Annotated in this window: 28 protein-coding genes; 19 read left to right on the top strand and 9 right to left on the bottom strand. The window is 71.7% G+C overall.

Annotation, left to right across the window (positions count from 1 at the left end; all coding sequences use genetic code 11):
- Window positions 1-9 precede the first annotated feature (9 nt).
- Window positions 10-1,059, bottom strand: coding sequence for a type I pantothenate kinase (gene coaA / locus Sspor_RS18485; RefSeq protein WP_202200143.1), 1,050 nt, complete (start codon window positions 1,057-1,059; stop codon window positions 10-12).
- A gap of 316 nt (window positions 1,060-1,375) precedes the next feature.
- On the opposite strand from coaA, the gene Sspor_RS18480 reads away from it, so the two are divergent.
- The 8 genes from Sspor_RS18480 (at window position 1,376) to Sspor_RS18445 (ending at window position 9,164) form a co-directional block, all read left to right on the top strand.
- The gene (locus Sspor_RS18480) at window positions 1,376-2,149 is read left to right on the top strand and encodes a hypothetical protein (RefSeq protein WP_202200142.1); all 774 of its coding nucleotides are present in this window, start codon (window positions 1,376-1,378) and stop codon (window positions 2,147-2,149) included.
- A gap of 107 nt (window positions 2,150-2,256) precedes the next feature.
- On the top strand, window positions 2,257-4,104 hold the full coding sequence (gene glmS / locus Sspor_RS18475; protein ID WP_202200141.1) for a glutamine--fructose-6-phosphate transaminase (isomerizing): 1,848 nt from the start codon (window positions 2,257-2,259) through the stop codon (window positions 4,102-4,104).
- 24 nt (window positions 4,105-4,128) lie between these two features.
- Window positions 4,129-4,497 carry a holo-ACP synthase gene (locus Sspor_RS18470; protein WP_202200140.1) on the top strand — a complete coding sequence of 123 codons (369 nt, stop codon included), beginning with the start codon at window positions 4,129-4,131 and terminating at the stop codon, window positions 4,495-4,497.
- Window positions 4,498-4,507: 10 nt separating this feature from the next.
- The gene (locus tag Sspor_RS18465) at window positions 4,508-5,908 is read left to right on the top strand and encodes an NAD(P)H-hydrate dehydratase (protein ID WP_202200139.1); all 1,401 of its coding nucleotides are present in this window, start codon (window positions 4,508-4,510) and stop codon (window positions 5,906-5,908) included.
- Window positions 5,909-6,005: 97 nt separating this feature from the next.
- Window positions 6,006-7,142, top strand: coding sequence for an alanine racemase (gene alr / locus Sspor_RS18460; protein ID WP_202200138.1), 1,137 nt, complete (start codon window positions 6,006-6,008; stop codon window positions 7,140-7,142).
- The gene (locus tag Sspor_RS18455; RefSeq protein ID WP_202200137.1) at window positions 7,087-8,346 is read left to right on the top strand and encodes an alpha/beta fold hydrolase; all 1,260 of its coding nucleotides are present in this window, start codon (window positions 7,087-7,089) and stop codon (window positions 8,344-8,346) included. The genes alr and Sspor_RS18455 overlap by 56 nt, the downstream gene beginning before the upstream one ends.
- Complete coding sequence (gene tsaE / locus Sspor_RS18450) at window positions 8,297-8,863, top strand: tRNA (adenosine(37)-N6)-threonylcarbamoyltransferase complex ATPase subunit type 1 TsaE (RefSeq protein WP_266817151.1); 567 nt, start codon at window positions 8,297-8,299, stop codon at window positions 8,861-8,863. Before Sspor_RS18455 ends, tsaE begins: the two co-directional genes overlap by 50 nt.
- 115 nt (window positions 8,864-8,978) lie before the next feature.
- The gene (locus tag Sspor_RS18445) at window positions 8,979-9,164 is read left to right on the top strand and encodes a hypothetical protein (RefSeq protein ID WP_202200136.1); all 186 of its coding nucleotides are present in this window, start codon (window positions 8,979-8,981) and stop codon (window positions 9,162-9,164) included.
- 64 nt (window positions 9,165-9,228) lie between these two features.
- On the opposite strand, the gene Sspor_RS18440 is transcribed toward Sspor_RS18445, so the two are convergent.
- Window positions 9,229-9,783 (bottom strand): hypothetical protein, encoded by a 555-nt coding sequence (locus tag Sspor_RS18440; protein WP_202200135.1) that lies wholly within the window; start codon window positions 9,781-9,783, stop codon window positions 9,229-9,231.
- A gap of 119 nt (window positions 9,784-9,902) precedes the next feature.
- On the opposite strand from Sspor_RS18440, the gene tsaB reads away from it, so the two are divergent.
- Genes tsaB through Sspor_RS18420 form a run of 4 tightly spaced genes read left to right on the top strand, consistent with a single transcriptional unit; the run spans window position 9,903 to window position 12,445 of the window.
- On the top strand, window positions 9,903-10,565 hold the full coding sequence (gene tsaB, locus Sspor_RS18435) for a tRNA (adenosine(37)-N6)-threonylcarbamoyltransferase complex dimerization subunit type 1 TsaB (protein ID WP_202200134.1): 663 nt from the start codon (window positions 9,903-9,905) through the stop codon (window positions 10,563-10,565).
- A 29-nt stretch (window positions 10,566-10,594) separates the two neighbouring features.
- The gene (gene rimI, locus Sspor_RS18430; RefSeq protein ID WP_202203724.1) at window positions 10,595-11,074 is read left to right on the top strand and encodes a ribosomal protein S18-alanine N-acetyltransferase; all 480 of its coding nucleotides are present in this window, start codon (window positions 10,595-10,597) and stop codon (window positions 11,072-11,074) included.
- A complete protein-coding gene (tsaD, locus tag Sspor_RS18425; protein ID WP_202200133.1) occupies window positions 11,067-12,176 on the top strand; it encodes a tRNA (adenosine(37)-N6)-threonylcarbamoyltransferase complex transferase subunit TsaD in 1,110 nt (369 codons plus the stop codon). Before rimI ends, tsaD begins: the two co-directional genes overlap by 8 nt.
- On the top strand, window positions 12,173-12,445 hold the full coding sequence (locus Sspor_RS18420) for a hypothetical protein (protein WP_202200132.1): 273 nt from the start codon (window positions 12,173-12,175) through the stop codon (window positions 12,443-12,445). The genes tsaD and Sspor_RS18420 overlap by 4 nt, the downstream gene beginning before the upstream one ends.
- 6 nt (window positions 12,446-12,451) lie before the next feature.
- Here Sspor_RS18420 and Sspor_RS18415 read toward each other — a convergent pair whose 3' ends face one another.
- Window positions 12,452-13,642 carry a class I SAM-dependent methyltransferase gene (locus Sspor_RS18415; protein WP_202200131.1) on the bottom strand — a complete coding sequence of 397 codons (1,191 nt, stop codon included), beginning with the start codon at window positions 13,640-13,642 and terminating at the stop codon, window positions 12,452-12,454.
- A 224-nt stretch (window positions 13,643-13,866) separates the two neighbouring features.
- Between Sspor_RS18415 and Sspor_RS18410 the strand changes: the two genes are divergently transcribed.
- The 3 genes from Sspor_RS18410 (at window position 13,867) to Sspor_RS18400 (ending at window position 16,013) form a co-directional block, all read left to right on the top strand.
- Window positions 13,867-14,727 (top strand): polysaccharide deacetylase family protein, encoded by an 861-nt coding sequence (locus Sspor_RS18410; RefSeq protein WP_237403920.1) that lies wholly within the window; start codon window positions 13,867-13,869, stop codon window positions 14,725-14,727.
- A complete protein-coding gene (locus tag Sspor_RS18405; protein ID WP_237403919.1) occupies window positions 14,724-15,593 on the top strand; it encodes a polysaccharide deacetylase family protein in 870 nt (289 codons plus the stop codon). Before Sspor_RS18410 ends, Sspor_RS18405 begins: the two co-directional genes overlap by 4 nt.
- A gap of 135 nt (window positions 15,594-15,728) precedes the next feature.
- On the top strand, window positions 15,729-16,013 hold the full coding sequence (locus Sspor_RS18400; RefSeq protein WP_202200129.1) for a hypothetical protein: 285 nt from the start codon (window positions 15,729-15,731) through the stop codon (window positions 16,011-16,013).
- A 92-nt stretch (window positions 16,014-16,105) separates the two neighbouring features.
- Here the strand turns inward: Sspor_RS18400 and Sspor_RS18395 are convergent, their stop codons facing one another.
- Together Sspor_RS18395 and Sspor_RS18390 are read right to left on the bottom strand one after the other, a co-directional pair.
- The gene (locus Sspor_RS18395) at window positions 16,106-17,500 is read right to left on the bottom strand and encodes an FtsW/RodA/SpoVE family cell cycle protein (RefSeq protein ID WP_202200128.1); all 1,395 of its coding nucleotides are present in this window, start codon (window positions 17,498-17,500) and stop codon (window positions 16,106-16,108) included.
- 261 nt (window positions 17,501-17,761) lie between these two features.
- Complete coding sequence (locus Sspor_RS18390) at window positions 17,762-18,268, bottom strand: hypothetical protein (protein ID WP_202200127.1); 507 nt, start codon at window positions 18,266-18,268, stop codon at window positions 17,762-17,764.
- A gap of 483 nt (window positions 18,269-18,751) precedes the next feature.
- Between Sspor_RS18390 and groES the strand changes: the two genes are divergently transcribed.
- Window positions 18,752-19,060, top strand: coding sequence for a co-chaperone GroES (groES, locus tag Sspor_RS18385; RefSeq protein ID WP_030011064.1), 309 nt, complete (start codon window positions 18,752-18,754; stop codon window positions 19,058-19,060).
- Window positions 19,061-19,172: 112 nt separating this feature from the next.
- A complete protein-coding gene (groL, locus tag Sspor_RS18380) occupies window positions 19,173-20,804 on the top strand; it encodes a chaperonin GroEL (RefSeq protein ID WP_202200126.1) in 1,632 nt (543 codons plus the stop codon).
- 145 nt (window positions 20,805-20,949) lie between these two features.
- On the opposite strand, the gene Sspor_RS18375 is transcribed toward groL, so the two are convergent.
- The 3 genes from Sspor_RS18375 to Sspor_RS18365 form a co-directional block, all read right to left on the bottom strand.
- Window positions 20,950-21,648 (bottom strand): ester cyclase, encoded by a 699-nt coding sequence (locus Sspor_RS18375; RefSeq protein WP_308295999.1) that lies wholly within the window; start codon window positions 21,646-21,648, stop codon window positions 20,950-20,952.
- Window positions 21,649-21,804: 156 nt separating this feature from the next.
- A complete protein-coding gene (locus Sspor_RS18370; RefSeq protein WP_202200124.1) occupies window positions 21,805-22,578 on the bottom strand; it encodes an SDR family NAD(P)-dependent oxidoreductase in 774 nt (257 codons plus the stop codon).
- A gap of 31 nt (window positions 22,579-22,609) precedes the next feature.
- A complete protein-coding gene (locus Sspor_RS18365; protein ID WP_202200123.1) occupies window positions 22,610-23,296 on the bottom strand; it encodes an MOSC domain-containing protein in 687 nt (228 codons plus the stop codon).
- Between the two features lie 87 nt (window positions 23,297-23,383).
- Between Sspor_RS18365 and Sspor_RS18360 the strand changes: the two genes are divergently transcribed.
- Window positions 23,384-24,283: a LysR family transcriptional regulator gene (locus Sspor_RS18360; RefSeq protein ID WP_202200122.1), complete on the top strand. Its 900-nt coding sequence runs from the start codon at window positions 23,384-23,386 to the stop codon at window positions 24,281-24,283.
- Between the two features lie 144 nt (window positions 24,284-24,427).
- Here Sspor_RS18360 and Sspor_RS18355 read toward each other — a convergent pair whose 3' ends face one another.
- Window positions 24,428-24,754: a WhiB family transcriptional regulator gene (locus Sspor_RS18355; RefSeq protein WP_030011164.1), complete on the bottom strand. Its 327-nt coding sequence runs from the start codon at window positions 24,752-24,754 to the stop codon at window positions 24,428-24,430.
- A 380-nt stretch (window positions 24,755-25,134) separates the two neighbouring features.
- On the opposite strand from Sspor_RS18355, the gene Sspor_RS18350 reads away from it, so the two are divergent.
- Window positions 25,135-25,746, top strand: a complete 612-nt coding sequence (locus Sspor_RS18350; protein ID WP_003948568.1) for a response regulator transcription factor — start codon at window positions 25,135-25,137, stop codon at window positions 25,744-25,746.
- Window positions 25,747-25,969 lie beyond the last annotated feature (223 nt).

The following is a 25,969-nucleotide window of genomic DNA, read 5'->3' as shown; positions in this document are numbered from 1 at the left end:
GACTGCCGGCTAGAGCTTGCGGAGGCTCAGCTTCTGCACCTTGTGGTCGGGTCCCTTGCGGACGACGAGCGTGGCCCGGCCGCGGGTGGGCGCCACGTTCTCCAGCAGGTTGGGCCGGTTGATCGTCCGCCACATCGTCTGCGCGTACTCCATGGCCTCCTCCTCGGAGACCTGGGTGTACTTGCGGAAGTAGGAGAAGGGGTTCTGGAACGCGGTCGCGCGCAGCTTCCGGAACCGGTTGAGGTACCAGCGCTCGATGTCCTCGGGACGCGCGTCCACGTACACGCTGAAGTCGAAGTAGTCGGCGAGGGCGACGCGGGTACGGCCGTCCGTGCCCGGGAGGGCCGGCTGGAGCACGTTGAGGCCCTCGACGATGAGGATGTCCGGGCGGCGGACGACGAGCTCCTCACCAGGGACGATGTCGTAGATCAGGTGCGAGTAGACCGGGGCCCGCACCTCGTCCTTGCCGGCCTTGATGTCGGCGACGAAGCGGGTGAGCGCGCGGCGGTCGTAGGACTCCGGGAACCCCTTGCGGGAGGTCAGCCCACGCCGCTGGAGCTCCTTCATCGGGTACAGGAAGCCGTCGGTGGTCACCAGCTCCACGCGCGGGTGCTCGGGCCAGCGGGCCAGCAGGGCCTGGAGCAGGCGGGCCACGGTGGACTTGCCGACGGCGACCGAACCGGCCACGCCTATGACGAAGGGGGTGCCCTGCTGGGCGCCGTGCCCGTTGCCCGCGTCGCCGAGGAAGGTGTTGAGGGTGCCGCGGAGGTTGCTGGTGGCGCCCACGTAGAGGTTGAGGAGCCGGGACAGCGGCAGGTAGACGTCGCGGACCTCGTCGAGGTCGATGACGTCACCGAGACCGCGCAGCCGCTCCACCTCGTCGGCGGTCAGCGGCAGCGGGGTCCGCTCCCGCAGGGCGCTCCACTCGGCGCGGGTGAGGTCGACGTAGGGCGAGGCCTCGGGGCCCCGGCGGTGTCCGGGGCGTGTGGGGTGCCCCTCCCGGCCGGTGCGCTCCGTTGCGTTGTCCGGCGTGTTGCTTCGTGGCGGCGAAGTGATCACACCGCCATTGTCGGGGCTCCGGGGCGGTTGTGGGTGGTGTGGTCGGTCACGTGCCCGGCGGGGGCGGCTGCCCGGCGGGGGCGGCCGGTGCCGGACAGGGCCTGGCCGGTACGGGTGTGGTTGTACGCAGGGTGGTTTCGATTGGAAATTCTTGGGGTCTCGTCCGGGTCACGATCGGCCGCGGAACCCATAAGGAGTCACGGGGTGATCGATTGCCCCGTACATTGTTGATCACCGCAGTCGTGCCCACGTCCCGCTTCGAGGGGCGCGGTTCGGGCTGCGCTGCAGCCGCCTTACTCCATGGGGGAGATTTCTCGTGCGTACCGCTCTTGTCCGTCGTACCGTCCTGACCGCGTCCGCGGTGTCCCTGGCCCTGCTGGCCACCGCCTGCGGCGGCGAGAAGGCCGACAAGGCCGACGGCAAGACGGACACCAAGGCCTCGGCCCCCGCGACCTCGGCTGCCCCGGCCGCCAAGGGCAAGACGGATGCGGAACTGGCCAAGCTCCTCGTGGCCCAGGCCGACCTCGCGGACCACACCTTCAAGGAGGCCACGCCCGCCGAGGCCGCCGCCGGCGCCACCGCCACCAGCGACAAGCCCGAGTGCAAGGTCCTGGTCCAGGCGCAGGCGTTCGTCCCGGCCGGCACCCCCTCCGGGACGGCCCGCACCAAGGCGATCGCCACCCCGAAGCCCGCCGCGGGCACCTCGCCGGACGACATGGCGAAGGCGATCACGGGCGCCCTCGGCTCCACGGCCACGACCGTGACCCTCGCCTCGTACGAGGGCAAGGGCGCCGAGGAGGCGTTCGCCGCAGTGAAGACCGCGAGCGAGAAGTGCTCCGGCGGCTACTCGGCCACCCAGGACGGCGAGACCACCAAGATCACCAAGGCTGCGCCCGGTGCCGCCGTCACCGGTGGTGACGAGGCCCTGCCCCTGACCATCGAGCTCGACGCCGACGGCGAGAAGCTGACGACCCAGCTGGTCCTCGTGCGCAAGGGCAACACCGTCGCGACCTTCTCGTCGCTGAGCCTGGCCGGCATCGCCGAGCAGCCGAAGGCCCTCGTCGACGCCCAGGTGAAGAAGCTCGGCTGACGCCTGCCCGACACCACGTCAACCCGCTCCGGCCGATGCGCCGGGGCGGGTTTTTCGTCTTGTTCGGCTACGGGGCAGACGGCCAACTACGGCGTACGCTGCGGCCTATGTGCGGAATTGTGGGTTACGTGGGAGCGCAGTCGGCGCTCGATGTGGTCATCGCCGGACTCAAGCGGCTGGAGTACCGCGGCTACGACTCGGCCGGGGTCGCCGTGCTCGCGGACGGCGGCCTGGCGGCCGTCAAGAAGGCCGGGAAGCTCGTCAATCTGGAGAAGGAGCTGGTCGGGCATCCGCTGCCGGCCGGTTCCACGGGGCTCGGGCACACCCGGTGGGCGACCCACGGCGGGCCCACCGACGCCAACGCCCACCCGCACCTCGACAACTCGGGGCGCGTGGCCGTCGTGCACAACGGCATCATCGAGAACTTCGCCGCGCTCCGCGCCGAGCTGGCCGAGCGCGGACACCGGCTGGAGTCCGAGACGGACACCGAGGTCGTGGCACACCTGCTGGCGGAGCGGTTCTCGGCGACCGGCGATCTCGCGGAGGCCATGCGGCAGGTGTGCCGGCGGCTGGAAGGCGCCTTCACCCTGGTCGCCGTGCACGCCGACGAACCGGACGTGGTGGTCGGCGCGCGCCGGAACTCGCCCCTGGTGGTGGGCGTCGGAGAGGGCGAGAACTTCCTCGCCTCGGACGTGGCCGCGTTCATCGCCCACACGCGGTCCGCGATCGAGCTGGGCCAGGACCAGGTCGTCGAGCTCCGCCGCGCGGGTGTCACGGTGACCGACTTCGACGGTTCGCCCGCGACCGTGCGGGCGTACCACGTCGACTGGGACGCCTCGGCGGCCGAGAAGGGGGGGTACGACTACTTCATGCTCAAGGAGATCGCCGAGCAGCCGAAGGCCGTCGCCGACACCCTCCTGGGCAGGATCGACGCGAGCGGCTCGCTGACCCTGGACGAGGTGCGCATCCCCGTCTCCGTGCTCAGGGAGGTCGACAAGGTCGTGATCGTGGCGTGCGGTACGGCGTACCACGCGGGCATGATCGCGAAGCTGGCCATCGAGCACTGGACCCGCATCCCCTGCGAGACCGAGCTGGCGAGCGAGTTCCGCTACCGGGACCCGATCCTGGACCAGCGGACGCTGGTGGTCGCGATCTCGCAGTCCGGCGAGACCATGGACACCCTCATGGCGCTGCGGCACGCGCGCGAGCAGGGTGCCAGGGTGCTGGCCATCTGCAACACCAACGGGTCGACGATCCCGCGGGAATCGGACGCGGTCCTCTACACGCACGCCGGTCCCGAGGTGGCGGTCGCCTCGACCAAGGCCTTCCTGACGCAGCTGGTGGCCTGCTACCTGGTCGCGCTCTACCTCGGCCAGGTCCGCGGGACGAAGTGGGGCGACGAGATCGAGGCGGTGATCCGGGAGCTGTCGGACATCGCCGCCGCGGTGGACACCGTACTGGAGACCATGGAGCCGGTACGGGAGCTCGCGCGCTCGCTCGCCGACAAGGACACCGTGCTGTTCCTGGGACGGCACGTCGGCTACCCGGTGGCGCTGGAGGGCGCGCTCAAGCTGAAGGAGCTGGCGTACATGCACGCCGAGGGCTTCGCGGCGGGCGAGCTCAAGCACGGGCCGATCGCGCTGATCGAGAAGGACCTGCCGGTGGTGGTGGTCGTCCCGTCGCCGCGCGGCCGGTCGGTGCTCCACGACAAGATCGTGTCGAACATCCAGGAGATCCGGGCGCGCGGTGCGCGGACCATCGTGATCGCGGAGGAGGGCGACGAGGCGGTCGTCCCGTACGCCGACCACCTGATCCGCATCCCGGTGACGCCGACGCTCCTCCAGCCGCTGGTGGCGACGGTGCCGCTGCAGGTGTTCGCGTGCGAGCTGGCCACGGCGCGCGGCAACGAGGTGGACCAGCCGCGTAACCTCGCCAAGTCGGTGACCGTGGAGTAGCAGTCGGCCAGTGGAGTTGTCGTTGTGATTATCGGCGTCGGGATCGACGTAGCGGAGATCGAGCGGTTCGGAGCGGCGCTGGAGCGCACGCCGAACCTGGCCGGACGGCTGTTCGTCGACGCCGAGTTGACACTGCCGAGCGGCGAGCGGCGCGGGATCGCCTCGCTCGCCGCGCGGTTCGCCGCCAAGGAGGCCCTCGCCAAGGCGCTGGGCGCGCCCGCCGGCATGCTCTGGACCGACGCCGAGGTGTACGTCGAGCCCACCGGGCAGCCGCGGCTGCGGGTGTCCGGGACGGTCGAGGCGCGGGCTCGGGCGCTGGGTGTGAAGTCCTGGCACATCTCGCTCAGCCACGACGCGGGCGTCGCCTCCGCCGTGGTGATCGCAGAAGGTTAGGGGGCAGTCCGTGCGTACTGCTTACAGCGTGGAGACCGTACGGGCCGCCGAGCGGGCGCTGATGGCCCGGCTGCCCGAGGGCGCCCTGATGCAGCGGGCGGCGGCCGGACTGGCCGCCGCGTGCGCCGGGCTGCTGCGCCGGGCCCGCGGCGGCGTGTACGGGGCCCGGGTGGTGCTGCTCGTCGGCCCCGGGGACAACGGCGGCGACGCGCTGTACGCGGGCGCCCGGCTGGCCCGGCGCGGGGCCGGGGTGACGGCCGTGCCGATGGACCCCGGGCGGATGCACCCGGGCGGGCTGGCCGCGCTGCGGGCCGCCGGGGGACGGCTCGCCGGATCGGTCCCCCCGCGCGCGGACCTCGTACTGGACGGGCTCCTCGGCATCGGCGGGCGGGGCGGACTGCGCCCGGCGGCCGCGGCCCTGGTGGAACGGATCCCGCCGGGGGTCCCCGTGGTCGCGGTGGACCTGCCGAGCGGGGTGGACGCGGACACCGGCGAGGTGGCGGGTCCGGCCGTGACGGCCGATGTGACGGTGACCTTCGGGGCGTACAAGCCCGGCCTGCTGATCGACCCCGGGGCCTCACGGACGGGCGCGGTGCACCTCGTCGACATCGGGCTGGAACTGCCGTCGCCGGAGGTGGAGGCCCTGCAGCACGCCGATGTGGCGGGGCTGCTGCCGGAGCCGACGGCGTCGAGCGACAAGTACCGGCGGGGTGTGGTCGGGATCGTCGCCGGGTCGGCGCAGTACCCGGGCGCGGCGGTGCTGGCCGTGGCGGGAGCGCTGCGGGGCGGCGCGGGCGCGGTGCGGTACGTCGGGCCGGCGGCGCAGGCGGTGCTCGCCCGCTACCCCGAGACGCTGATCGGCCCCGGCCGGGTGCAGGCATGGGTGGTCGGCCCGGGCCTGGGCGAGGGGCGCGCCGGTGAGGTCGCGGAGCTGCTGGCGCAGGACACGGCGGTGCTGGTCGACGCGGACGGGCTGCGGGGGCTGGACGCGGCGGCGCTGCGGGCCCGGACGGCCCCGACCCTGCTGACCCCGCACGCGGGGGAGGCGGCGGCGCTGCTGGGGGTGTCGCGGGAGTCGGTGGAGGCGGGCCGGCTGGACGCCGTACGGCGGCTGGCGCAGCGGTACGGGGCGGCGGTGCTGCTGAAGGGCTCGACGACGCTGGTCGCCTCCGGCGGCGGAGCCGTCCGGGTGAACCCGACGGGCACCCCGTGGCTGGCCACCGCGGGCAGCGGGGACGTGCTGTCCGGGCTGGTGGGCTCCCTGCTGGCGGGCGGGCTGTCCGGGGCGGACGCGGGGGCGGTCGGCGCGTACCTCCACGGCCTGGCGGCCCGCCGCGTCGGCGGCCCCCTCCTGGCCCAGCAGGTGGCCGAGGCCCTCCCGGACGCCTGGCGGGACACTCGCCACCCCTGACGCCGGCGACCCCGGCGCGCCGGCCGCCGGACGACATGCGCCCCCGGTTCGCCCAGCCCCCGCAAGGCCGGGCGGGGGTTCTGAGAGACTGGGGGCGATGAACGAGACAGCGACGCGCGTGTACGCCGAGATCGATCTTGACGCCGTACGGGAGAACGTGCGCGCACTGCGCGAGCGAGCGCCCCGGGCCGAGCTGATGGCCGTGGTCAAGGCGAATGCCTACGGGCACGGGGCCCTGGAGTGCGCCGAGGCCGCCCAGCAGGCCGGTGCCGCCTGGCTCGGCACGGCCACCCCCGACGAGGCCCTCGCGCTCCGCGCCGCGGGGATCCGGGGGCGCCTCATGTGCTGGCTGTGGACCCCGGGCGGGCCCTGGCGAGAGGCCGTCGAGGCCGACATCGACGTCTCCGTCAGCGGAATGTGGGCCCTCGACGAGGTGCGGGAGGCCGCCCGCGCGGCGGGCCGCACCGCGCGCATCCAGCTCAAGGCCGACACCGGCCTCGGCCGCAACGGCTGCCAGCCCGCCGACTGGGAGGAGCTGGTCGGCGCGGCCGTCGCCGCCCAGGCCGAGGGGACCGTCCAGGTCACGGGCCTCTGGTCGCACTTCGCCTGCGCCGACGAGCCCGGTCACCCCTCGATCCAGCTCCAGCTGGCCGCCTTCCGCGACATGCTCGCGTACGCCGAGAAGGAGGGCGTCGAGCCCGAGGTCCGGCACATCGCCAACTCGCCGGCCACCCTCACCCTGCCCGAGTCCCACTTCGACCTGGTGCGCTGCGGGCTGGCCGTCTACGGCGTCTCGCCCGCGCCCGAGCTCGGCACCCCGGCCGAGCTGGGCCTGCGGCCCGCGATGACCCTGAAGGCCTCCCTCGCCCTGGTCAAGACGGTCCCCGCCGGGCACGGGGTGAGCTACGGCCACCACTACGTCACCGACACCGAGACGAACCTCGCGCTGGTCCCGGCGGGCTACGCCGACGGCATCCCGCGGCAGGCCTCGGGCCTCGGCCCCGTGCTCGTCGGCGGCAAGATCCGCCACGTCGCCGGACGCGTCGCGATGGACCAGTTCGTGGTCGACTTGGAGGGAGACCACGCCCGCGCAGGCGACGAAGCCGTCATCTTCGGGGACGCGGAGCGCGGTGAACCTACCGCCGAGGACTGGGCACGAGCGGCACACACGATCGCGTATGAGATCGTCACCCGTATCGGTGCACGTGTGCCCCGGGTCTACCTGGGCGGCTGAGCGGAGTGAGGGCGGCGGCGTGAGCGAGAACTGGCGCAAGGCCGGCTGGGCCGGCGCCGCCATCGGCGTGATAGCCGCGGGTGCGGCGGCCGGTGTCGCGGTCGAACGGATCACCGTCGGGCGCGGCATGCGGATGAAGGCGCGCCTCGCCCTCGACGCGGCCGGGGACTACGGGTCCCTGCGCGGCGCGGAGGGAATCTGCCGGGCCGAGGACGCCACCGAGCTCTACTACGAGGTCGACGAGCTCCCCGAGGACGGCAAGCGCCGGCGCCTGCGGCGCAAGGCCGAGCCCCCGGCCACCGTCGTCTTCTGCCACGGCTACTGCCTCGGCCAGGACTCCTGGCACTTCCAGCGGGCCGCCCTGCGCGGCGTGGTCCGCGCGGTCTACTGGGACCAGCGCAGCCACGGGCGCAGCGCCCGCGGCCTGGGCCACGCGGACGGCGAGCCGGTGAGCATCGACCAGCTGGGCCGGGACCTGAAGGCCGTCATCGACGCGGCCGCCCCCGAGGGGCCGCTGATCCTGGTGGGTCACTCGATGGGCGGAATGACCATCATGGGATTCGCCGAGCAGTACCCCGAGATCGTCCGCGACCGCGTCGTCGGCGTCGCCCTGGTCGGAACCTCCAGCGGTCGCCTCGACGAGGTGACGTACGGGCTGCCGGCCGCCGGCATGGGAGCCGTACGCCGACTCCTGCCGGGCGTGCTCAAGGCGCTCGGCTCCCAGGTGGAGCTGGTGGAGAAGGGCCGCCGGGCCACCGCGGACCTCTTCGCCGGAATGATCAAGATGTACTCGTTCGGCTCCCGGGACGTGGATCCGGGCGTCGCGCGGTTCGCGGAGCGCCTGATCGAGGCCACTCCCATCGACGTGGTCGCCGAGTTCTACCCGGCCTTCCAGACCCACGACAAGACCTCCGCGCTCCAGCTGTTCGCGGACCTGCCGGTCACGGTCATAGCCGGGGACCGGGACATGATCACCCCGCCCGCGCACAGCGTCGCCATCAAGGAGGCGCTCCCCGGCGCCGACCTCGTGGTCCTGGAGTCCACCGGGCACCTGATGATGCTGGAACGCCCGGAGACCGTGACGCGGCTGCTCACCGAGCTGCTGGCGCGCACCGGGGCGGTGGCCGCCCCCGCAGCGACTAACGTTGGCGGGCATGGAAGAAGTACCGCTGGAAGCACAGCGCAGCCAGGCGCCGGCACCTGAGGCCGCGGCCGGCTCGGAGACCCGGATCACCATCGACTCCCCGGACGCGATGCAGGAATTGGGCCGCAGGATCGCCGCCCTGCTGCGCCCCGGCGACCTCGTCCTGCTGACCGGCGAGCTGGGCGCGGGCAAGACCACGCTCACCCGGGGCCTCGGCGAGGGGCTGGGCGTGCGCGGGGCCGTGACCTCGCCGACCTTCGTGATCGCCCGTGTGCACCCCTCGCTGACCGGGGGACCCGCGCTGGTGCACGTGGACGCGTACCGCCTGGGCGGCGGGCTGGACGAGATGGAGGACCTGGACCTCGACGTCTCGCTGCCCGAGTCCGTGGTCGTCGTGGAGTGGGGCGACGGCAAGGTGGAGGAGCTCTCCGACGACCGGCTGCACGTGGTGATCGCGCGCGCGGTCGGGCACGAGGAGGTCCTGGACGACGTTCGGGAGGTCCTCGTGCGCGGTGTCGGGGCGCGCTGGAGCGCAGGGGCCGGGCTGGACGCCCTGGCGGGCGCCCTCTCGGAGTAAACGTACCGACAACTCGTCGGCAAGATATTGCGCTGTCGGCAGCCCTCGTGGTGACATGGTACCGAGAGTTTCTTAGGTATGCCTAAGTACGGTGTCCCGGGTCCAGGAGGCAGCCATGTCGGCACCAGCAGGAGCACATCGCGAAACCCGCCCGTCCGCCGTCTCCATGTGGACGCTCCTCGCCGCCGGCGTGGCCGCCACCGCCGTCTCGACGCCCCCCGCACGGGAGTACGCCACGGGCACGGGCGGGCCCGCGGACCCCGCACGCGAAGAGGCCGCTCCGGAATCCGAAGCGGCCTAGACGGCCCAGGCCGGGCGGCGTCCTGCCGCGGCATCACCCGGTCGGGTGAAGCGGGGGCGATCCGTCAGGGAACGACGACGACCTTCGCGGCGATCGTCGCGAACGCCCACATCGCGTCGCCGTCGGCGCGGGCCATGCGGATGCCGCCGGTCTTCTTGTTCGGGTCCGGCTCCGGCAGCGCGCCGTCCGTGCGGGCGCTGAAACCGACCGCCACACCCTCCGCGGTGGCGAACCGCACGACGTGCTCGATCGGCACGCCGTCCGAGCCCGTGACCGAACCGGAGCGCGAACCGACCATGTAGCTGCCCGGCTTCGGGTGGACCGTGCTCGGCATCACCGGGAACGTCTTCGGCGGCTGCGCGGGGTCACCCACCAGCCACACCCGCTTCTGGCCCACCGAGTACACGACGCGCACCCCGGTGCCGGAACCCTCGGGCACGGGCGCCGGCTTCGCGGGGTCCTGCCTGGCGGCCGGACTCGCGGCGGGGGCCGGTTCCTGCACCGCCGCCTTCGGGGGACGCGCGGGCGCCGTGGCGGAAGCCTGGTAGCCGAGGAAGCCGACGACCGCCACTGCCGCGGCGGTGAGCCCGGCCACGATTCCCGAGCTGCTGCGTGCCACCTTGCTCCACCTCTCCGCGCCGACCGATACCACGTCCGGTACCCCGTCGAAAGGTAGCAGTCACCCTGCTCCGAGACCGGCCGCGAGGGGTGCCGTCGCCGGAGTCGTAGGCTGTTCGCGTGCTCTTGCTCGCCGTAGATACCGCCACGCCCGCCGTCACCGTCGCCCTGCACGACGGTGAGTCCGTCGTCGCCGAGTCGAACCAGGTCGACGCCCGCCGCCACGGGGAGCTCCTGCTGCCCTCCGTGGACAAGGTCCTCGCCGAGGCCGGGGTCACGCTCGAAGCCGTCACCGGTGTCGTCGTCGGCGTCGGCCCCGGCCCGTACACCGGGCTGCGCGTCGGCCTCGTCACCGCCTCCACGTTCGCCGCCGTGCTGGGCGTGCCCGTGCACGGCCTGTGCACGCTCGACGGCCTGGCGTACGCCGCCGGGGCCGCCGGCGTCGAGGGCCCCTTCACCGTCGCCACCGACGCGCGGCGCAAGGAGGTCTACTGGGCCCGGTACGAGGACCCGCGCACGCGCGTCGGCGAGCCCGCCGTGGACCGCCCGGCCGACATCGCCGAGCAGGTCGCGGGCCTGCCCGCGGTCGGCCAGGGCGCATTCCTGTACCCCGAGGTGTTCACGGACGCCCGGAACCCCGAGCACCAGTCGGCCGCCGCGCTGGCCTCGCTGGCCGCGGAACGGCTGGCGGCCGGCCTGGAGTTCCTGCCTCCGACGCCGCTCTACCTGCGCCGCCCCGACGCCCAGGTGCCGAAGAACTACAAGGTGGTCACCCCGCAGTGACCCCGGCGACCCCCCACACCCTGCGCGAGATGCGCTGGTGGGACATCGGCCCCGTACTGGAACTGGAGCACGAGCTGTTCCCCGAGGACGCCTGGTCCGCCGGGATGTTCTGGTCCGAACTCGCCCACGCCCGCGGCCCCCAGGCCACGCGCCGCTACGTCGTCGCCGAGGACGCGGCGGGCCGGCTGGTGGGCTACGCCGGGCTGGCCGCCGCCGGCGACCTGGCCGACGTACAGACCATCGCGGCCGCCCGCGACCAGTGGGGGACCGGGCTCGGCGCCCGGCTCCTGACCGACCTGCTGCGCGCCGCCACCGCGTTCGAGTGCGCCGAGGTGCTGCTGGAGGTACGGGTGGACAACACCCGCGCCCAGAAGCTCTACGAGCGCTTCGGTTTCGAGCCCATCGGCTTCCGGCGCGGCTACTACCAGCCCGGCAACGTCGACGCGCTCGTCATGCGACTGACCGACCCCGCACAAGCACGAACTGAGAGCAGTGAGAGCAATGGCTGACGAACCGCTCGTCCTCGGCATCGAGACGTCCTGCGACGAGACCGGCGTCGGCGTCGTCCGCGGCACGACCCTGCTCGCGGACGCGATCGCGTCGAGCGTCGACGAGCACGCGCGCTTCGGCGGCGTCGTGCCCGAGGTGGCCTCGCGGGCCCACCTGGAAGCGATGGTCCCCACCATCGAACGGGCCCTGAAGGAGGCCGGCGTCAGCGCCCGCGACCTCGACGGCATCGCCGTCACCGCGGGTCCCGGCCTCGCCGGGGCGCTGCTCGTGGGCGTCTCGGCGGCCAAGGCCTACGCGTACGCGCTCGGCAAGCCGCTGTACGGGGTGAACCACCTGGCCTCCCACATCTGCGTGGACCAGCTGGAGCACGGGCCGCTGCCGGAGCCGACGATGGCGCTGCTGGTGTCCGGCGGGCACTCCTCGCTGCTTCTGGCCCCGGACATCACCTCCGACGTACGGCCGCTCGGCGCGACCATCGACGACGCGGCGGGCGAGGCCTTCGACAAGATCGCGCGGGTGCTGCAGCTGGGCTTCCCCGGCGGCCCGGTCATCGACCGGCTCGCACGCGAGGGCGACCCGAAGGCGATCAACTTCCCGCGCGGGCTGACGGGGCCGCGCGACGCCGCGTACGACTTCTCCTTCTCCGGCCTCAAGACGGCCGTCGCCCGCTGGATCGAGGCGAAGCGGAACGCGGGTGAGGAGGTCCCGGTGCGCGATGTGGCGGCGTCCTTCCAGGAGGCCGTGGTGGACGTGCTGACCCGCAAGGCGATCCGCGCGTGCAAGGACGAGGGCGTCGACCACCTGATGATCGGCGGCGGTGTGGCGGCCAATTCCCGCCTGCGCTCGCTGGCGCAGGAGCGGTGCGACGCCGCGGGGATCATCCTGCGCGTGCCGCGGCCGAAGCTGTGCACGGACAACGGCGCGATGGTCGCGGCGCTCGGCGCGGAGATGGTCAAGCGGAACCGGCCCGCATCGGACTGGGACCTGTCGGCCGACTCCTCGCTGCCGGTGACGGACCCGCACGTGCCGGGCACGGCGCACACGCACGGCCACGATCACGACCACGTGCACGAACTGAGCAAGGACAACCTGTACTCGTGAGCACCGTCGCGCTGATGTGGGAGGCCCGGGCCGCCGACGGCCGGGGCAGGGAACTGCTGGAGTGGGCCCGGGCCCAGGTCCTCGCCCGGGAGCCGGTGCGCCGCGAGGTGTTCCGGGCCCCGCAGGACCGGGTCCTCGTGATCACCTGGTGGGAGGCCGCCGAGGGCGTGGCGGCCGACCTCCCCGAGCTGCCCGAACCCGCGGCCGACCTGATCACGCGGGCGGTGCACCGCTGGCGGTTCGAGTCGGTGGACGTCGACGGGGGCTGAGGCCCTCTAGGGGGTGTCGGTGCGGGCCGGGGCCGGGGCGCCGATCAGCATCGAGGGGGCCCCCGCCACCCGGGTCAGGAAGACGGTCGCGGAGTTCGGCCCCTGCGGCCTGACCTTCTTGCGCAGTTCCTCGGGCTCGATCGCCGAGCCGCGCTTCTTCACGGTCAGGATCCCCACCCCGCGCTCGCGCAGCAACGCCTTCAGCTTCTTCAGCCCGAACGGCAGCACGTCGGTGATCTCGTACGCCGTCGCGTACGGCGTCGCGCGCAGCTCGTCCGCCGTGATGTAGGCGATCGTCGGGTCGATCAGCCGTCCGTCCAGCTGCCCGGCGACCTCGGCGACCAGATGGGCGCGGATGACGGCGCCGTCGGGCTCGTAGAGCCAGCGGCCCACCGGCCCGGCCTCCGGATCCGGCAGCGGATCGGCGGTGTGCAGCGCGCGCGGCCCGGGGAGCAGGGTGGCGCGCACGGTCCCGGGCGCGGTCCCGAACCAGAGCACGGCCTCTTTGACGTCCCCCTGGTCGGAGATCCACTCCGCCTCGGCCTCCGCGGGCACGGCCTCGTGCGGGATTCCGGGGGCGATCTTGATGGCGGCGTACTTCGCCGCGCGGGCCGTCTCCACCGCCCATGACAGCGGGGGCGAGTACGACTCCGGGTCGAAGATCCGGCCGCGCCCACCGCGCCGGGCCGGGTCGATGAAGACCGCGTCGTAGCCGGAGGTGTCCACCTCCGTCACGTCCGCCTCCCGGACCTCGATCAGGTCCGCCAGACCCAGCGCCTCGGCGTTGGCCCGCGCGACGGCGACCGTGAGCGGGTCGTGGTCCACCGCGAGCACCCGGATCCCGAGCCGGGCCAGCGCGAGGGCGTCCCCGCCGATGCCGCAGCACAGGTCCGCGAGGCTGCGTACGCCGAGGGCCGCGAGCCGCTCGGCCCGGTACGAGGCCACGGACGCGCGGGTGGCCATCTCGCCGCCGCCGGACGTGAAGTACATCCGGAAGGCGTCCTCGGCCCCGAACTTCGCCACCGCGCGCTGCCGCAGCCGGGCCTGCCCGAGCGCGGCGGAGACCAGGGCGGCGGGGTGCTCGCGGCGCAGCCGCGTGGCGACGGCCAGCTCCTGGGAGGGGTCGTAGTCGCGGAGCGAGTCGAGGAGGGCGCGGCCCTCGGGGGCGAGGAGGGCGGCGAAGTCTTCGGGGGTCACGGGTCCATTGTCGGCGACGGGCCGGCCCCGGGGCGGCGCGGGAGGGTGCCCCCGGGCGGCCCGGTGTGGGCCAGTCGAAGGAAGGTCGGACCGCGTTCGCGGTGTCTTCCGGAGAGCCCGTGTGTCGGGTGCCAGGATGCGCAGCTATGCAGCTAGTACGACAAAAGGGAAATAAGTCGCAACAGGGTCACCGGTACGCGGCAGGTCCGCGCGGCCGGTTCGGGGTGGCCGTCGCAGCCCTGCTCGTCGCCGCCCTCGGAACGGCCTGCGGATCCGGGCAGTCCGGGCCGGACAGGCCCGCGAAGGAGAAGGCCGCGGAGGCGGGCGCCGCGGGCGCGCTCAGCGCCGCCGAGAAGGCCAAGGCGGCCCAGCAGGCACGCATCGTCGCGGCGAAGAAGTGGGGGCTGCGCAAGACCCCGCTCACCGCCCCGCCGGCGCCGAAGGAGAAGCCCGAGATCCACACGCGCGACGGCTTCGAGGTGGAGGACCAGGAGGAGTACCCCAACGTCTTCACCACCGTCCCCACCGAGGACAAGGTCGTCTTCCTGACCATCGACGACGGCTCCGAGAAGGACCCCGAGTTCCTGAAGATGATGCAGGAGCTGAAGATCCCGTACACGGCCTTCCTCAGCGACTACGTCGTACGGGACAACTACCCGTACTTCAAGAAGATGCAGGACGCGGGCGTCACCCTGAACAACCACACGCTCAACCACCGCTACATGCCCGGTCTGTCCTACGAGCAGCAGCGCGAGGAGATCTGCGGCCAGCAGGACACCATCCAGAAGCAGTTCGGCAAGCGGCCGACCCTCTTCCGGCCGCCGTACGGCAACTACAACCAGGACACGCTGCGCGCGGCGAAGTCCTGCGGCATCAAGGCGGTCCCGCTGTGGAACGCGGAGGCGTTCACGAACCGGATGGACTACCGTGAATGGGACCGCGATCTCCACCCCGGCGACATCATCCTCACCCACTTCCGGGGCAAGGAAGACTGGAAGGGCACGATGCCTGACATGATCCGTCATGTCATGAAGACCGTCACGGACAAGGGGTACGCCGTGGCTCGCCTGGAGGACTATCTGTGAAGCACGCGCGCCGGTTGGTAGTCGGAACGCTGGCGGCCGGCGCGCTGGCGCTGTCCCTGACGGGATGCGGGGACAGCGCGGCCCCCACCGAACGACTGGCCGCCAAGACGGCGCAGCCGACACCGGCGACGGGCAGCGCCACGCCGACGGCGTCGCCGTCGGCGGGCGCCTCCGACGAGGCGTACAAGAAGTGGGGCCTGACGGCCCCCCTCCAGTACGCGCCCAGGCCGGCCCAGAAACCGCAGATCCCGAAGCCGGGGCCGGGCAAGGTCCCGGTGATAGACCGAATACCCGTCCCGGCGGACGACAAGGTCGTCTTCCTGACCTTCGACGACGGCGCGGAGAAGGACCCCGAGTTCCTGAAGATGGCGGCCGACCTCAAGCTGCCGATCAGCATGTTCCTCACGGACAGCGTGGCCTCGTCGGACTACGGGTACTTCGAGAAGATCCGTGACAACGGCTCGGCGAGCACGATAAACAACCACACGCTGACGCACCCGAATCTGCGGACCCTGTCCTTCGAGGGACAGAAGAAGGAGATATGCGGCCAGCAGGAACGCCTGGAGAAGCGCTTCGGCAAGCGTCCGCCGCTTTTCCGCCCGCCCTTCGGCAACTACAACGACGACACCCTCCGGGCCGCCTCGGAGTGCGGAGTCTCGTCCCTGGTGCTCTGGCGGGCCTCGATGCAGATCAACAACTTCCAGTACGCCGAGGGCTCCGCCCTCAAGCCGGGCGACATCATCCTCGCCCACTTCCGCGGCCCCGGTGAGCTCAAGGGCACGACGGAGACCCAGATGGCGACCCGCATGCTCCAGCGGATCCAGGAGCAGGGCTACCGGATCGGCCGCCTGGAGGACTACCTCTAGCGGACGCCCCGTGGGCCGTACCACGCGCCCGAGGTCGTCCCTTCCGGTGATTGCCGGGCGCCGCGCGGACGCGTGGGTGCCGGGCCGGGTACGTCCTCCTCGCGACGACGCCGAGCACCGTTGAGGAGATCAACCATGTACGCAGCAGTCCGGCGGTACGAAGGAGTGACCGACCCGGCCGAGGCCGGGCGCATCGTCGACGAGGGGTTCGTGCCGATCATGCGTCAGGTCCCCGGGTTCGTGGCGTACTTCTGGGTCGATGCGGGAGCCGGGGTGATGGTGTCCACCAGCGTCTTCCGGGACCGGGCGGGCGCCGACGAGTCGATCGAGAGGGCGGCGCACTTCGTACGCGACCACCTGGCCCGGTTCCTGCCCAACCCGCCGCAGGTCACCTCCGGCGAGGTCGTCGCCTCCGCCTAGGGGGTGTCCGACGGACGGGACGGGGTGCAGACGCCGAGGAGAGGCGGGGAGCGCGTGGCGGCGCCGCGCGCTTGCCCGCCCGTGCCCCGGCCCTACACCCGCACCACCGGCGTGATGATCGTTTCCACCGGGCCGTGGGTGTCCGCCTCGCGTTGGCGTTCCGCGCTGTCGCTGATGCGCAGGAGCAGCGCGATCATGATCCAGTTGGCCAGGAGGGACGAGCCGCCCTTGGCCAGGAAGGGCAGGGCCTTGCCCGTCAGGGGGATGAGGCCCGTCACGCCGCCCGCGACCACGAAGACCTGGAGGGCCAGCGCCGCCGCCAGCCCCACCGCGAGCAGTTTGCCGAAGGGGTCTCGGGCGCCGAGTGCCATCCGCAGTCCCCGCTGCACGAGGAGCGCGTAGAGGATCAGTACGGCCATGACCCCGGCCAGGCCCAGCTCCTCGCCCACCGTGGTCAGGATGAAGTCGCTGCGCCCGGCGAACGCGATCAGCTCGGGGTGGCCCACGCCGAGGCCCGTCCCGGAGACGCCGCCTGTGCCGAAGCTGAACAGCGCCTGCGCCGACTGGTCCGAGGTGACTCCGGCCGGCGGGTTCTCCCAGTAGTACGACAGCGGGTTGAGCCACGCGGCCACGCGCGCCTTGACGTGCGGCTCCGTCGAGCCGACCACGAAGGCGCCCGCCGAGGCCATGAGCAGGCCGCAGACGATCCAGCTGGTGCGTTCGGTGGCGACGTACAGCATCACCACGAACACCCCGAAGAAGATCAGCGAGGTGCCGAGGTCGCGTTCGAAGACCAGGACCAGCATCGAGACGATCCACACCGTCACGATCGGGCCGAGCTGGCGCATCGGAGGCAGTCGCATGCCCAGGAACCTGCGGCCCGTCAGGGCCAGCGAGTCCCGGTGGATGACCAGGTACCCGGCGAAGAAGATCGCGATCATGATCTTCACGAACTCACCCGGCTGGAGCGAGAGGCCGAAGAGTTTGATCCAGCGCTTCGCGCCGTAGGTGTCCGCGCCGAAGAAGGCGGGCGCGATCAGCAGCACCAGCGCGACGGCCATGGTGATGTAGATGAACCGCTGGAGCAGCCGGTGGTCGCGCAGCAGCGCCAGCACCAGCAGGCAGGCGGCGACCCCGACCACCGTCCACATCAGCTGGCCGGGGGCGTTCGCGTCCGAGTTCCAGCGCTCGATGTAGCCCTGGTCGAGGCGGTGCAGCAGGACCAGCCCGAGGCCGGTCAGCAGCATGGCGAGCGGGAAGACCAGCGGGTCCGCGTAGGCCGCGAAGCGGCGCACGCCCAGGTGTCCCACCAGGGACAGCAAGGTCATGCTGACGGTGAAGTCGACGAATTTGGGCGGCAGCTCGCCGTTCATGGCGAGGCCCGCGGCGGCGTGGCCGAAAACGGCGATGGCGATGACGAAGACCAGGAGCAGCGCCTCGGTGCGGCGGCGGGCGACCGCCGACGTCAGGGGTTTCAGTCCACGCACGGGATGCCGCCACCCTCCTTGGGGGCGGACAGGGAGGGCGCGGGTGAAGGTGAGGGCCAGGGTGAGGGCGAGGACGTGGCGCCCCGTGCGCCGGGGTCGACGGAAGCTTTCGGTCCGATCTGTTCGGCAATGAGGCGCTTTATCTTCATATCATCTACGACGTTGATGCCCTCCCCATGGTTCCTTCCGGAGCGTTCGACGGGAAGTGCCGTGCGTGTGGTGCGGTGAGTGCGCTTCCCGCAGGACGGGCGCCCCGGTGGGTCACGCGGACGGGAGGGGGCCCCACGAATCGGCGTCGTGGCCGATGCTCTGCGGCGGGCTGTTCCGGCGCCGCCTGCGGCGGTCGAGGGCGTCGCGGGTGGCCGCGGTCAGCGCCCAGGCCGGGAACGCGAAGGCGGTCAGCCCCATGCCTATGGCCGCGAGCGAGGCGCCGAACTCCATCTGCACGGCGTGGTCGGCCGACGGCCCGCTGACGCGGGCGCTCACCGGCTCCTCCGGCCATTCGTCGAACACTCCGTCGATCTCGATCCCGGGGAGGGCGAGCGATCCGTCGGTGGCGGTGAAGTCCCCCGCGCACGTCATGGTCCGCTCCCCGTCGGAGTCGAGGTCGCCCCAGGTGCAGCGCTCCGCGAGGAAGGTGCCGTCCACTCCCGTCAGTTGGGTGATCAGCCGCGGCACCGCCATGTGCCACATGAGGATCCCGCAGATGATGCCGATGGCGATCGGGATGGTGTGGATCCACCGCACGCCGGAGTTCGTCCTGGTCATAGCGCGGACAGTAGTGATCCCGAACGGACGTGTGTGCGGTTTTCCGGCAGGCGGCCCGGTCGTACGGCCGGGACGGCCGACGGCATGGGCGGTCAACGGGCTCAACGCCCCAATGGCTCAACGGCCAATCGGGTCCGACGGCCCGAGGGGTCAAAGGGGCCCCGTCGGCCGACGGGGCCGCCGGCTCCGCGTTTCGCCTGGTCATGCGGTGCCGTGCGGCGCCATGCGGTGGAGAGCGGCGGGCCGGCGCGTCCGCGAGCCCCCGGAGGGCGGCGTTCCGGTATCGGTCCGCGCAACGCGCGATCGGCGGGAATTGGCACTCCGCTTGACCGAGTGCTAATCGCCGGAATAGTCTCGCACCTGGCACTCACCCCTGGTGAGTGCCAACACAGCGACAGGCAGATCCGGCACCCGCGACGACGGATCGACCTGGTCGCCACCTCAGACAGTTAACCCCGGATCTCCGAAGGGGGAGGTCGGATCGTGACGACCGCCAGCTCCAAGGTTGCCATCAAGCCGCTTGAGGACCGCATTGTGGTCCAGCCGCTCGACGCCGAGCAGACCACGGCCTCCGGCCTGGTCATCCCGGACACCGCGAAGGAGAAGCCCCAGGAGGGCGTCGTCCTCGCGGTGGGCCCGGGTCGCTTCGAGGACGGCCAGCGTCTCCCGCTGGACGTCACCGTCGGCGACATCGTGCTCTACAGCAAGTACGGCGGCACCGAAGTGAAGTACAGCGGCGAGGAGTACCTCGTCCTCTCGGCTCGCGACGTGCTCGCGATCGTCGAGAAGTAATTCTCTTCATCAGTACTGCTTTGAGTTGCGCCCCTGGTCACCCCGCTGATTGCCGGGCGGCGAGGGGCGCAGCTCGTTAAACCCGAGTTTTCGAGAGGGCTGAACCGCTCCCATGGCGAAGATCCTGAAGTTCGACGAGGACGCCCGTCGCGCCCTCGAGCGCGGCGTCAACAAGCTTGCCGACACGGTCAAGGTGACGATCGGCCCCAAGGGCCGCAACGTCGTCATCGACAAGAAGTTCGGCGCCCCCACCATCACCAACGACGGTGTCACCATCGCCCGCGAGGTCGAGCTGGACGACCCGTACGAGAACCTGGGCGCGCAGCTCGTGAAGGAGGTGGCGACCAAGACCAACGACATCGCGGGTGACGGCACCACCACCGCCACCGTGCTGGCCCAGGCGCTGGTCCGCGAGGGTCTGCGCAACGTCGCCGCGGGTGCCTCCCCGGCCGCCCTGAAGAAGGGCATCGACGCCGCGGTCAAGGCCGTGTCCGAGGAGCTCCTCGCGACCGCCCGTCCGATCGAGGACAAGTCCGACATCGCCGCCGTGGCCGCGCTCTCCGCGCAGGACCAGCAGGTCGGCGAGCTCATCGCCGAGGCGATGGACAAGGTCGGCAAGGACGGTGTCATCACCGTCGAGGAGTCCAACACCTTCGGCCTGGAGCTGGAGTTCACCGAGGGCATGGCCTTCGACAAGGGCTACCTCTCGCCGTACATGGTCTCCGACCAGGAGCGTATGGAGGCCGTCCTCGACGACCCGTACATCCTGATCAACCAGGGCAAGATCTCCTCGATCCAGGACCTGCTGCCGCTGCTGGAGAAGGTCATCCAGGCCGGCGCCTCCAAGCCGCTGCTGATCATCGCCGAGGACGTCGAGGGCGAGGCGCTCTCCACCCTCGTCGTCAACAAGATCCGCGGCACCTTCAACGCGGTCGCCGTCAAGGCCCCCGGCTTCGGCGACCGTCGCAAGGCGATGCTCCAGGACATGGCCACCCTCACCGGTGCCACCGTCATCGCCGAAGAGGTCGGCCTCAAGCTCGACCAGGCCGGTCTGGACGTACTGGGCTCCGCCCGCCGCGTGACCATCTCCAAGGACGACACCACCATCGTCGATGGTGGCGGCAGCCACGAAGCGGTCCTCGGCCGCGTCAACCAGATCAAGGCCGAGATCGAGTCGACCGACTCGGACTGGGACCGCGAGAAGCTGCAGGAGCGCCTGGCGAAGCTCGCCGGTGGCGTCTGCGTCATCAAGGTCGGCGCCGCCACCGAGGTGGAGCTCAAGGAGAAGAAGCACCGTCTCGAGGACGCCATCTCGGCGACCCGCGCCGCGGTCGAGGAGGGCATCGTCTCCGGCGGTGGCTCCGCGCTCGTCCACGCCGTCAAGGTCCTCGAGGGCAACCTCGGCCTGGCCGGCGACGAGGCCACCGGTGTCGCGGTCGTGCGCCGCGCCGCCGTCGAGCCGCTGCGCTGGATCGCCGAGAACGCCGGCCTCGAGGGCTACGTCATCACCTCGAAGGTCGCCGAGCTCGACAAGGGCCAGGGCTTCAACGCCGCCACCGGCGAGTACGGCGACCTGGTCAAGGCCGGCGTCATCGACCCGGTGAAGGTCACCCGTTCCGCGCTGGAGAACGCCGCCTCCATCGCCTCCCTGCTGCTCACGACCGAGACCCTGGTCGTCGAGAAGCCGGCGGAGGACGAGGGCGACGCCGGTCACGGCCACGGCGGTCACGGCCACAGCCACTGATCGCACGCACCACGCCGAGAAGGCCCCGTCCCGCAGCCGCGGGACGGGGCCTTCCCCGTAGGCTCTCCGGACGGCTCACCGCCGGCTTCCCGGACGCTCACCGCCGGCTCCCCGTCGGTGCGGTACTCCCCGTGGTCCGGACGCCTCAGGTTCCGTAGGGGGTGCCCGTTCCGCCCATCTGCCGTTGCAGGGCTCCGGGGTTGTAGTGCCACCAGCCCTCGACGATCTCGCCGCCCAGGCAGCGGAAGGTGGTGCTCCCCGACATCTCGTACGTCTTCCCGGTCGGTGCGACCCCCATGAACGGACCCTTGTTGTGGGTGCCGCGCCAGTTCCACACCGTGGTGACCAGATCGCCCTCGGCCAGCTGGGCCGTCGGCTCGAAGGTCATGTCGAAGGCCGCGCGCCAGGTCTCCATGTCCGAGCGCATGGCGTCGCGTCCGATGACGGTGGACTCCTCCTTGCTGACGTCGTGGTCGATGTAGTTCGAAGCGAAGCACTCGTCGAGGACGCTCATGTTCCCTTCCATGGCGGCTTCCTGGAACACCCGGTGGGCGAGCTGCTTGTTGAGGTGTTCGTCGCGGACCACGTCGAGGTTCATGAACTTCGGCATTCCTTCGCAGAGGGCCACCATCTGCTGGAACATCCGGTCGGTCTCGGGGAGTTGGGAGTTCTTCATGGCCTCCTCGTACGACGCGAACTCCACCATGTCCACGTAGTGGTTCCGGGCTTCGCGGTCCTGGCCGATCATCGTGTGCGTGGCGGTGCGCCTGCCGCTGCTCTGCTCCGCCCAGCGGTCGATGAGGGCGTTCATCTCATCGAACCGCGTCGTCTCATAATCGATCACTTGTACGAATGTCATCGCGTCGCCTCCCGCGCTGGATGGGACAGGTCCAGTTTAGGGAGATATCACCCGATCGGCCGCTCGTGCCGGGCTTCGCCGGGGCCCCTCCCGGGCACGCCCTCGCGCACGCCGGGGCACCTGCCCGACCACGTGCCCGGGCTACTGGGGGCCGTACTTGCGGCCTGTACGCGAGGACATCCCGCCCAGCAGTCCGCGCGGCGTCAGCTTCACCACGCCCATCAGCGCCTTGTACCGCGGGTCCGGGATCGACACCGTCTTCCCGCGGGCCAGGTCGGCCAGAGCCGTGGCCACCAGCTTGTCCGCGTCCAGCCACATCCAGCCGGGGATGTTGTCGGTACCCATGCCGGCCCGCTGGTGGAACTCCGTCCGGACGAAGCCGGGGCACAGCGCCATCAGCCGCACCCCGGAGTCCGTCAGGTCCCGCGCCGCGCCCTGGGTGAACTGCACGACCCACGCCTTGCTCGCTCCGTACGTGCCGCGCGGTAGGAAGGCGGCCACCGAGGCCACGTTGATCACACCGCCGCGGCCGCGCGAGCGCATCGATTCCGTGGCCGCCGAGGTCAGCCGCAGGACCGCCTCGATGTGCACCTTCAGCATGGTCAGCTCATCGGCCATGGGCACTTCGAGGTAGCGGCCCTTGTTGCCGAAGCCCGCGTTGTTGACCAGCAGGTCCACCGGGTGGGTGCGGTCGCCCAGGCGCTGCTCCACCGCCGTGATGCCCTCCTCCGTGGAGAGGTCGGCGGCCAGTACCTCGGCCTCGATGCCATGCCGGTCGTGCAGCTCGGTGGCCTGCTCGCCGAGCCGCTTCGTATCCCGTGCCACCAGCACCAGATTGTGTCCCTGGGCGGCCAGCCGCCGGGCGAAGGCGGCGCCGATGCCCGCCGTGGATCCCGTGATCAACGCAGTCGTCATAGGCGCAACCTAGCTTCCCCGGCTGACGGTGCTACCTCGCCCCGGCCCCCGCCCCGTACTTCTCCACGTACAGGCGAACCCGCTCGTGGGCCTCCGGCTCCATCGCCTCGCCCGCCGCCAGGGTGAGCGGCAGCAGGGTCCGCTCGGTGGTGAAGGCGCGGAACCACAGCTGCACGGTCACCTCGTGGGCCGGCCGGTGGATGATCTCGATCGGGTCGCCGGGGGAGACCGAGCCTTCCTCGATCACCCGTAGATACGCACCCGGCCGGGCCTCCCGCGTGAACCGCTTGACCCAGCCGGCCTCGCCCATGGCTCCCTGGAAGGTCCGGCACGGGATGCGGGCCGAGGCCACTTCCAGGACGAGGTCCGAGCCGACCCGCCAGCGTTCGCCCAGCCGCGCGGTGTTCAGGTCGACGCCGGAGGTCGTGAAGTTCTCGCCGAAGAGCCCGCCGGGCAGTTCGCGGTCCAGCTCGCGCTCCCACAGGTCGAGGTCCTCGCGGGCGTACGCGTAGACGGCCTGGTGGTCGCCGCCGTGGTGGCGCCTGTCGCAGACGGCGTCGCCCGCCAGGCCGCTGCCGAGGCCGGCCGCCTTGGAGCCGGGGGCGGTGACGTGGACCGGTCCGGGGACGGGGCGCTTGCCGATGCCCGTCAGCCCGGCCTCCGCGTCCGTGTAGTCGACGGCCGTGGCGCGGCCGAGGTTCACAGAGATCAATCGCATGGAGCCCATGGGACCACGCTAACCGAGCTTCCCAAAGAGGTGACGGGAGATTTCCGCAACAGTCAAAGCGACCCTTATGCTCGAAGGGTGATCGAAGCACGCCATCTCCGGGTTCTGCGCGCTGTCGCCGGTACCGGGTCCTTCTCCGCCGCGGCCCGCGAGCTCGGCTGCACCCAGCCCGCCGTCTCCCAGCAGATGAAGGCGCTGGAGCAGTCGGCCGGTACCCCGTTGCTCATCCGCACGGGCCGCGAGATGCGGCTGACCCAGGCGGGCGAGGCCCTGGTCCGCCATGCCGCCGGGATCCTGGCCGGGCTGACCGCCGCCGAGGAGGAGGTCGCGGCCATCGCCGGGCTGCGCGCGGGCCGGGTCCGGCTCGTGTCCTTCCCCAGCGGCAGCTCCACGCTGGTGCCGACCGCGCTCGCGGCGATGCGCGCCGAGCACCCCGGAACCCGTATCTCGCTGGTCGAGGCGGAGCCGCCGCGTTCGGTGGAGATGCTGCGCGAGGGCGACTGCGACCTGGCGCTGGCCTTCCGCTACGGCGGGGCGTCCCACTCCGCCGCGGAGTGGGACGACCTCGTGGTGCGGCCGCTGCTGACCGACCGGCTCGTCGGGCTGGTCCCGGAGGGGCACCGGCTGGCCGGGGCGGAGCGCGTGGGCATGGCGGAGCTGGCGGACGAGCCCTGGATCGCGGGTTGTCCGCGCTGCCGCCGTCATCTCGTGGAGGTGTGCGAGGGTGCGGGCTTCACCCCGCGCATCGACTTCGCCACCGACGACTACCCGGCGGTGGTCGGACTGGTCGGCGCCGGGCTGGGCGTGGCGGTGCTGCCGGAGCTCGCGGTGGAGTCCGTACGGGCCAAGGGCGTGAGCACGGTGGCGGTCGAGCCGGCCGTCGAGCGTGAGGTCGTGGCGCTGACCCTGCCCGACCTGGCCCGGGTGCCGGCCGTGGCCGCGACCCTGGCCGAGCTGGAGCGGGCGGCCGCGCGCTGACCCGCGTCCGCCCCCGGCGGTGGCCGGGGACGAACACATCGGACGGCCGGATACGGCCGAACGGGTGAATCGCGGGCCGGGCGGCGACACGCCCGGGCGTGCCGTTGATTCGAGGAAACGTTCCTTCGGGCGTTTCGTCGGCTCTCAGTTCGGCGCGATCGGTCCGATCGCACTCGACGCGGGGATCAGGCGGTGCCGGGCGCGGCCCATCAGTTCCTCGCGCTCGTCCTCGGTGAGGCCGCCCCACACCCCGTAGGGCTCTCGGACGGCGAGTGCGTGCGCGGCGCATTCAGAACGCACCGGGCATCTCATGCAGACCTCTTTAGCCGAGGCCTCGCGCGCGCTCCTGGCCGCGCCCCGCTCGCCTTCCGGATGGAAGAAGAGGGAGCTGTCGACCCCGCGGCAGGCGGCTAGCAGCTGCCAGTCCCAGAGGTCGGCGTTCGGTCCGGGGAGGCGGGAGAAATCTGCCATTGGTAGTCCCTCTTGGTGCCGGTACTGAGGCGGATACGGTCCATGTCTCCACACCTACTGTCGGAGTAGATGTAAATATGACTCATTGGGAATCTAGCCTCAGACACGTGCCAAACGGAAGGAAAGCCGCCAAATAGGGCATAGCTCCAGATGGAGGACAAGCGGCTCGTGGCTCCTGCGCCGTGATCGCTTCCTCACGTAGAGTGCTGAAGGTGTCCGTCCGACCCGTAACTCTTTCGAGTGACCATCGTTGAGAGTGCGAAGGCGGTTGAACCAACAAGTTCTCGGACAGGTGTCCGGGAGCATCGACCGCACAGGTGACGATACGTACCAGCCTGGAGGCTCAAGGTGACGCGCATCAGCAGCTGCGGAGGGCGGTCATGACATCCGTCCTCGTCTGCGACGACTCCCCGCTTGCCCGAGAGGCGCTCCGTCGCGCGGTTGCCACCGTGCCCGGCGTCGAGCGTGTGACGACGGCTGCCAACGGCGAGGAAGTCCTCCGCCGCTGGGGCGCCGACCGCTCCGACCTGATTCTGATGGATGTACGGATGCCCGGGCTGGGCGGTGTGGAGACGGTCCGCCGACTGCTCTCGGCCGACCCCGGCGCCCGCATCATCATGCTGACGGTCGCCGAGGACCTGGACGGAGTGGCCCTCGCGGTCGCCGCCGGCGCCCGCGGGTACCTGCACAAGGACGCCTCGCGCGCCGAACTGCGGGCCACGGTCACCCAGGCCCTCGCCGACCCGACCTGGCGACTGGCACCGCGCCGGCTCCGCTCGGCCGAGATGGGCGCCGCGCCCACGCTCACCGCGCGCGAGATCCAGGTACTGGAGGGCATGAGCCACGGCCGGTCCAACGCGGAGATCGGGCGCGAGCTCTTCCTCTCCGAGGACACGGTCAAGACGCACGCCCGCCGTCTGTTCAAGAAGCTCGGCGCCTCGGACCGCGCGCACGCCGTGGCCCTCGGTTTCCGCTGGGGTCTGGTCCGCTGACCTCCCGGTCGCGGCCGGGCCCGGCCCGGCCCGGCCCGCCGCAGGTCGCGGATCGTCGGGAGCGGTCCCGTCCGCCACCCGCTGACGGGGTGGCGCGCCGCCCTCGGCGGCTCCTGTTGTCGAGGGCATTCTGTCCCCGCCGTACCCGGTGCGCACCCGGGGATTGGCGGGGCACAATCCGGGGGACGACTCGCTTCGTGCGCGATGCCGCATCCTTGAGGGT

Origin of the sequence: Streptomyces spororaveus, from assembly GCF_016755875.1 — a bacterium.
Classification (GTDB): Bacteria; Actinomycetota; Actinomycetes; order Streptomycetales; family Streptomycetaceae; genus Streptomyces; species Streptomyces spororaveus.
The sequence above is the reverse complement of the archived record's forward strand: the minus strand, read 5'-3'. Positions and strand labels throughout refer to the sequence as shown.

Bases quoted from the DNA above. Each gene is read 5' to 3' on its own strand.
- alr (WP_202200138.1), top strand. From the start codon at position 6,006: ATGAACGAGACAGCGACGCGCGTGTACGCCGAGATCGATCTTGACGCC.
- Sspor_RS18455 (WP_202200137.1), top strand. From the start codon at position 7,087: ATGAGATCGTCACCCGTATCGGTGCACGTGTGCCCCGGGTCTACCTGG.
- tsaE (WP_266817151.1), top strand. From the start codon at position 8,297: ATGGAAGAAGTACCGCTGGAAGCACAGCGCAGCCAGGCGCCGGCACCT.
- Sspor_RS18355 (WP_030011164.1), bottom strand. From the start codon at position 24,754: ATGGCAGATTTCTCCCGCCTCCCCGGACCGAACGCCGACCTCTGGGAC.
- groL (WP_202200126.1), top strand. From the start codon at position 19,173: ATGGCGAAGATCCTGAAGTTCGACGAGGACGCCCGTCGCGCCCTCGAG.
- Sspor_RS18400 (WP_202200129.1), top strand. From the start codon at position 15,729: ATGTACGCAGCAGTCCGGCGGTACGAAGGAGTGACCGACCCGGCCGAG.
- Sspor_RS18365 (WP_202200123.1), bottom strand. From the start codon at position 23,296: ATGCGATTGATCTCTGTGAACCTCGGCCGCGCCACGGCCGTCGACTAC.
- tsaD (WP_202200133.1), top strand. From the start codon at position 11,067: ATGGCTGACGAACCGCTCGTCCTCGGCATCGAGACGTCCTGCGACGAG.
- Sspor_RS18445 (WP_202200136.1), top strand. From the start codon at position 8,979: ATGTCGGCACCAGCAGGAGCACATCGCGAAACCCGCCCGTCCGCCGTC.
- Sspor_RS18350 (WP_003948568.1), top strand. From the start codon at position 25,135: ATGACATCCGTCCTCGTCTGCGACGACTCCCCGCTTGCCCGAGAGGCG.
- Sspor_RS18390 (WP_202200127.1), bottom strand. From the start codon at position 18,268: ATGACCAGGACGAACTCCGGCGTGCGGTGGATCCACACCATCCCGATC.
- glmS (WP_202200141.1), top strand. From the start codon at position 2,257: ATGTGCGGAATTGTGGGTTACGTGGGAGCGCAGTCGGCGCTCGATGTG.
- rimI (WP_202203724.1), top strand. From the start codon at position 10,595: ATGCGCTGGTGGGACATCGGCCCCGTACTGGAACTGGAGCACGAGCTG.
- Sspor_RS18370 (WP_202200124.1), bottom strand. From the start codon at position 22,578: ATGACGACTGCGTTGATCACGGGATCCACGGCGGGCATCGGCGCCGCC.